Origin of the sequence: Modestobacter sp. DSM 44400 (genome assembly GCF_900107175.1) — a bacterium.
GTDB lineage: Bacteria > Actinomycetota > Actinomycetes > Mycobacteriales > Geodermatophilaceae > Modestobacter.
Window position 1 is genome coordinate 1 of sequence record NZ_FNOZ01000098.1, and the last position, 6,335, is coordinate 6,335.

3 protein-coding genes and 1 pseudogene are annotated in these 6,335 nt (G+C 73.1%); all 4 read right to left on the bottom strand.

Annotated features, from left to right (window positions below; translation table 11 throughout):
• Window positions 1-1,378 (bottom strand): transposase (locus BLW04_RS24370; protein ID WP_091548123.1); only part of this gene is annotated, 1,378 nt, incomplete at its 3' end.
• A gap of 35 nt (window positions 1,379-1,413) precedes the next feature.
• Complete coding sequence (locus BLW04_RS24375) at window positions 1,414-1,692, bottom strand: helix-turn-helix transcriptional regulator (protein WP_091548125.1); 279 nt, start codon at window positions 1,690-1,692, stop codon at window positions 1,414-1,416.
• A gap of 223 nt (window positions 1,693-1,915) precedes the next feature.
• Entirely contained in the window at window positions 1,916-5,605 is a 3,690-nt protein-coding gene (mobF, locus tag BLW04_RS24380; protein ID WP_254781963.1) for a MobF family relaxase, read from the bottom strand.
• Between the two features lie 438 nt (window positions 5,606-6,043).
• A pseudogene (locus BLW04_RS24385) lies at window positions 6,044-6,335 on the bottom strand (IS256 family transposase); the annotation flags it as partial.

Sequence of the window (6,335 nt, forward strand, 5' to 3'; positions counted from 1 at the left end):
CAGGGGCTGCGGCGCGCACCGCGGCGAACATCCGCACGTAGGTGCCGTCGTCAGACCAGCGACGGTGGCGTTCCCACACCGATTGCCACGCGCCGAAGTGATCGGGCAGGTCACGCCACGGCGACCCGGTGCGGTACCGCCAGATGATCGCCTCGAGCGTCAGTCGGTGGTCATTCCACGGCCGGCCCTGATGACCGCCGGCAGGCAGCACCGGCTGGATCAACTCCCACAACTCGTCCGGGATCTCGTCGGTACGCAACATTCGTCCAGCGTCGCCCACCAACCCGCCAATCTTTGGCAGACACGCTCTAGTCCGCAAAAAGTCCGCACGATGCAGCTGCAGCCGCTCCGCGACGGCGTCCAGCTCGTCTCCGAAAAGGTGGCCATACCGGTCGAGGGTCAGGGTCGCGGAGGCGTGCCCGAGCATCTCCTGGACGCCGTTGATGCTCGCTCCGGCGGCGATGGCCAGGCTGGCCGCGGTGTGCCGCAGCTCGTGGGGCACCAGACCGGCCAGGCCGACGGCGGCCGCGGCGGGGTCGAAGTAGGTCCGGCGGAAGCGGTGGACCCGCAGCGTCTCCCCTCGAGCCGAGGTGAACACCAGGTCGTCAGGGTTCTTGTCGGCCACATGCACGGCGAGCTCATCGCGCAGGAAGCGCGGCACCGGCACTGATCGCCGCTGGTAGCTCTTGGGCTCGCCGACAATCAGCCGCCCGTCGACTTCGGCGATGGCCTCGGCAACCTCGATCCGGCCGCGCGCCAGGTCGACCCGCCGGACGCGCAGCGCGACAACCTCGCCCCAGCGCAGCCCGCAGTAGGCGAGCACGAGCACCAGGAGGCGGTAGCGACCGGCGGCGCTGGCGAGATCGGCCACCTGTCCGTGGGTCAGGTAACGGCGGTCGGTCGTGGGCAGCCGCGGCAGGTCGACCCCGGCGATCGGGTTGCGGGGCAGCCGGTTGTCCTTGACCGCGTCGTCGAGCATTGACGTGAGCAGGTGGTAAGCCTGCCGCGTCCGCGAGGCGGACAGGCCGGCGGCGCGCATGTCGGCCACCCAAGCGACCGCGTCCGCGTGCGTGATGGCCTTGAGTGGCACGTCCTTCCAGCGCGGGAGGACGCGGGTGCGCAGCAGCGACTTGTAGGACGACAGCGTCTTGGGCTTGAGGTGCGCCCGGCCGGCGATCCACGGCTCCGCCCACTCCCCGACGGTCATCCGCGACCGGGCCGGATCGACGTAGTCGCCGCGAACGACGCTGGCCGTGACGTTGTCCAGGAACCGCTGGGCGTCGACCTTCCGGTCGAAGTGACGGGCGTGCTCCTTGCCCGCGGCATCCCGGTAGCGGGCACGCCACCGGCCGTCAGGCCGCCGAGCGATGTTGGCCATGCGCAGTCACCTCCCGTGACGTCGTCATCTGGACGTTAGGAGTGGGCACTGACATGCGGTGAGGCGCCGCACGCGATGGCCGAGGAGGTTCGACCAGACGGCGGGGGCCGGTCCACCGCTTCGGCGTGCTGGGCGTCGATCCAGGCGTGGAGGTCGTCGCGGCGGTAGAGGACGCGGCGGCCGAGGCGGAAGCTGCGGGGTCCGGTGCCAAGGTGGCGCCAGTAGCGGAGGGTGGCGACGGGGGCGCGCAGCAGGTCGGCGGCTTCGGTGCTGGTGAGCAGCTCGGGGGCGTCGTCGCGGGTGTGTTCGGACATGGTTGGCTCCGGGGTGTTCGGGCCGGGTGTTGTCGTCATGGATGAGAGTGGCGCTGTTTCGGCCCGGTTTGGTGACAGCTCACAGCCAACTTCTTCAGTTGATCTCCGGCTTCTTCAGTTGATCTCCGGTTTTTCCGGCTCTGCTGCCCTGGCTCGTGTTCTTCTGCCGTCTTCCTGCGGTCTTCCTCCGGGGTCGCCCCCCTCGGCGGGACGGCGTGGGGGGTCATCGACCGCGGGAGGGGCCGATGCCGGGGCGGTGCGTGGACAGCGAGGGGGGCTCGGGTCGCGGGCGCGCCAGGCCCGGGAAGGGCGCGGGCGGTCGCGGCGTGGCCGCCCGGCGCTGGTAGCGGTCGGTGTCGCGCCATTCGCGCCAGGTGTCGCGTTCGGCGGCGAGCCGGTCGGTGGGCTGGGCGAGGAGCGCCGGCTCGGCGGTCAGTTGTGCGATGCGCGCCCGTGCGTCGGTGAGCTGCAGCCGGGTGGCGGCGATCTCCCGTTCGTTGTCGGCCAGCCACCGCTCGGGCTCGGGGGCCGAGCCCAGGACCCCGAAGCGGCCCAGGGCGTCGGCTCGCTCGCGGCGCGCCTGGGCCAGGCGGCCGAAGGCCTGGTCGTGGGTGTCCTGGGCCGCCTGGGCGGTCGCGCGCAGCCCGGCGTGCTCGGGGTGCGCCGCCTCCGCGTGGGCGCGGGCGGCGGTGTGCAGCGCCGCCCGCACCGCGGGGCGGTTGTCGTGGCCGCGGGCGAGGTAGGCCAGCCCGCGGGTGTCGGCGGGCAGCTGCGGCACCCACGGGCGCCACCGGTCGGCCCAGTCGGTGAGCTCCTCGGCAGCGCGCCACACCGCGGCCCGACGGAGTCCGAGCCGGCCGGGGCCGGCCAGCAGCACGGTGGCGGCCTGGCGGCCGGCGTCGCGCTCGGCGTCCCAGCGGCGCAACAGTCCCTCGCCCATCCGTTCGGACTCGACGGCCACTCGTGTCTCGCTGGCGTGGGCGCGCGCGGCGGCCTGCTCGGCGGCGAGCACTGACCTTGCGTACGTCTCGGTGCATCGGGTCAGTTGGTCGTCCAGCCTCGGCCGCAGCGCGACCACCTTCCGCAGGGCGTCGCGGCGCGGTTCGGCGTGGGTGAGCCGGTCCAGGCAGTCCTGCTCGAGGCTCCACGTCTGACCGAGGTCGGCGAGCACCTGCCCCAGCGGCCGGGGCGTGGCGTAGCGGGCGGCCTCGGCGGCGGCCAGCCGGGTGGCGTGGCCGGGGCCGAGATCGGCGCGGTCGCGGGTGAAGACGGCGAGCCATTGCTCCCGCGCCTCGGCGGGGTCGGTGGCGACGAGGTGGGCGGTGTTGGCCTGTCTGCCGCGGGTCATCCCGACGTAGGCCGCCGCGGCGCCGGTGTGCTCGCCGACCACCAGGTGCGCGGCGGTCACGGTGTCGCCCTGGGCTCCGTGCGCGGTGGTCGCGTAGGCCAGGTCCACGTGCGCGGTGACGTAGTCGCCGGGCAGCACCCGCGATCCCTTCCCGGCCGGGGTGACGTCGGGGGTGACAGAGGCACGCGCGCGGCCGACAGGGGTGACGGCGGGGGTGACGAGTAGCCCGCCGTCCCGGTCGACGCCGGTGACCGTCCAGACGTCGCGGTTGGCGACGCCCAGGTCGCGGTCGTTGCGGCGGGTGGCGATCCGGTCGCCGGCGGCGATCCGCTCCCCGGCCCGGGTGACCACCACGTGCCGGTCGTCGACGCGGCCTGCGGTGACGAGCCGGTCGCGGATGGCCGCGTTGAGTTCGGCGGCCTGCTCGTGGGTGTCCACCACCACCGCCACCTGGCGGCCGTCGGCGAAGGAGGCCGCCGCGACCTCGGCGAGCGTCTCCCGCAGGGCGTCCGGGTCGGGGTGCAGCCGAACCTGGCCGCGGGCCAGCAGGGCGTCGAACACCTTCCCGGGATCATCTCCGGCGCGCATGGCCAGGGTCAGGTCGGCGTAGCCGGTATCGGGGACCGTCACCCCGCCGTCGGTGCAGGTGAAGCGGTGCACCCCGGCCAGCGTCAGGTACGCGGTCGGATCGACTGCCCGGACGGCCAGGTCGAGGACGCCGCCGCGGCCGACCGCCGCGAGCTGGTGCCGGTCGCCGAGCAGCGCGAGGTGCACCTGACACTCGTCGGCGATCGTCAGCAGCGCCCGGGCGGTGTCCTGATCCAGCATGCCCGCCTCATCCACGACGAGGAGGTCACCGAACTGCAGCCGCGCGCCCTCGCCCGGGCCTGCGTAGACCTTCCCGGTGACCGGGTCGGTCTGGCCGGCGGCGAGGCGGGTCCAGGCGCCGTCGTCGTTCCAGCGCCAGCCGTACTCATACGCCAGCCGGGCCGCCGACCCGGCCGCCGCACCCACCTCCGCGGCGGCGACCTTCGCGGCCTTGAGCGTCGGGGTGACCACCACCAGCCGCCGACCCTGCTCCTCAAGCGCCTGGCGGGCGGCGGCGAGGGTGGTGGTCTTGCCGGCGCCCGCCGCGCCCTCCAGTACGACCAGGCGCCACGCGCCGGCGAGCGCGGCGACCGCCGCCGCCTGCCCCGGGTCCAAGCGCCCCGCCACGGCGGCGAGATCGACAGGCGGTGTCAAGTCGCCCGGCGGGGGTGTCAGGTCGGGGTCAGGGACACCGGCCAATCGTTCGGTGGCGCGGGTGGCGCGGGTGGCGAGGCGGGCGGTCAGGTCGGCCTCGACGGCGAGCACCGGCGCCGAGGTCCAGGCCCGGATGTGCTCGGGCACCCCGTCGCGGTTCAGCAGCGGCACGCACCGGCCCATCGCGCGGGCGGTGAGGTCTTCGGCCAGCTCGAGGCGCACCGCCGGGTCGGTGACGATGCCGGCGGCGGCGAGCAGTTGCTCGACCTCCCCGCGCACGTCGGCGGGGTTCCACGCGGAGCGGGCGGCGGCCAGCCGGGCCAGCACCCGCTCCACCACCTGCTCCCGGTCCAGGCTGCCGACCGGGGTGGGTGTCAGGCCGACGGGAACACCACGGTCGCGGTAGCCCAGGGCGGCCAGCTCGGCCAGCCACCGTGCCGTGAGGTTCTCCCCGGGTTGTGGCTTGACCTTGTCCGGGCGGCCGTCGGCCCACGCCCGGGCGTCCCACGCCCGGCGCAACGCCGGGCCAGGATGTTCGCCGGGATGCGCCGCTGTCCACTCGGATTCGTAGCGGTCGATGTTGCGGGTGATCTGCGCGGTCCGCGCGCTGAAGGCTCCCACGAAATCCGCGAGCTGCCGAATCTCCCCATCGGCACCCAGCGCATACCCGTGCGCGGCCAGCGCCGCCCGGAATTGCGGGTCGCAGGCGACCGCCGCGTGCCCAATCCCGTTGATGGCGGCGAGCGAGTCGCGGACACCGACGGTGTGTAGCCCGCGCCATTTTCCGGCGGCGAACACCCGGGCGTTGATCTGCAGGTGCAGATGCCGGTGCGGATCCCCGGCCCGCGACGTGTAGTGCCCCACCGTCACCGCCTCGACCACCTCGACCGGCACCTGTACCTGCCCGCCGCGCGGCCCGACGCGGGTGGTCGCGTGGCCGCCGAGCCAGCCGATGATCTGGCTGGCGGCGCGGTCCTGCGCCGCGTCGTACGCGGCGGCGATGTCGGGGTGCAGCGCCGCCGCTAGTGACCACGACTTCGGGCCGTTGAGCACGACTTCCACGAACCGCACGGCGTGCGCGTCGGTGCGCAGCCACCCCCGCGGGGCACCCGTGGCCGGGTCCAGCCCGGCCACCCACGCCTCGTAGCCGTCCCCGGTCAGTGGCGCCAACTCAACCACCGGACCCTCCGGGCCGGCGGTGAAGCGGCGGGCGATCCCGGTGCCCTCGGCCAGGTAGTAGTCATCGGCCCGACCGCGATCGGCCTCCACGTAGTGCCGGGCAGCGGCCGGCGAGCCGGCGTACACCTTCATGCCGCCGTGCATTTACCAACGCCACCCAACAATGGCCAACACATCACCCTTAGAAACGGCGACGGGCCCCGCGGAGCGGGGCCCGTCTCTCTACCGAAGGTAGCATTCGTGCCGCTTGGAGTGAAGGACCTTATGACGTCTCCAGGAGAGTCCGGGGGTCGTTTACTGGACACGTGTCCGACGGGTAGATGAACGTTCACTGTTGCGATTGATCAATTTATTCGACGCTGAGGAGGTGGATCCGAGGCTGTCCCGGTTGAAGACCCATCAGCGGCACGGCGTGACGGGGTGGGCGCCTGGTCACGAGGCCGAAACTCGTCGAGACAAGGCTGATGACCCGGCGGGCACCGGGTGGCTCTCTGGACGTAGAGAGCGCTGGAAAGACGAAGGCGTAACCCCGTGGAGGATGTCCCGAGTTCCGTGGAACTTCGGTGGCGGCCCGTTGATCAACTAGGCGGCGTTGCTGACGGGCTCATCATGCACGGCGGGTAGGACGGTTGCGGTGGTGGCCTGCTCGAGGGCGGTGCGTAGCACGGGCAGGTGGAGGTGGCCGTTGACGCGGCGGAACTGCTTGCCGGCCTCGACCATCCCGGCGGCGCACCAGCGCAGCGCCATCTGCCCGTCGCGCCAGCGCTTGACGTTGCCGGCGTGATCCCGGCAGATGGAGATCATCGACTCGATCATGTTCGTCGACCGCATCGATCGGGCCAGGGTGGGCGGTAGGTCCAGGCGCAGCACGGTC